Below are 249 nucleotides of genomic sequence, written 5' to 3' on the forward strand. Positions count from 1 at the left end.
GGGATTGGTGGTGCACTTTCAAACCCAACCACGATAGCAACTTATCCAATACTAGACAATAGTATTTTTCAATCAATATTCCAAGTAATGAGCTCTGCAGGAGAGGTTGTATTCAGTAATTTGTCACTACTTCTCTGTGTGGGATTATGTATTGGCTTAGCGAAACGAGATAAAGGAACCGCTGCGTTAGCAGGAGTAACTGGTTACTTAGTTATGACTGCAACGATCAAAGCTTTGGTAAAACTTTTT

At 39.4% G+C, this 249-nt stretch carries 1 protein-coding gene; it reads left to right on the forward strand.

The window, feature by feature from the left end; translation table 11 throughout:
* A partial coding sequence (locus LK536_RS58905) for a PTS transporter subunit EIIC (RefSeq protein WP_506092348.1) occupies nucleotides 1-249 on the forward strand: 249 nt, incomplete at both ends.

Source organism: Clostridium pacaense (genome assembly GCF_020709765.2).
Classification (GTDB): Bacteria; Bacillota; Clostridia; order Lachnospirales; family Lachnospiraceae; genus Enterocloster; species Enterocloster hominis.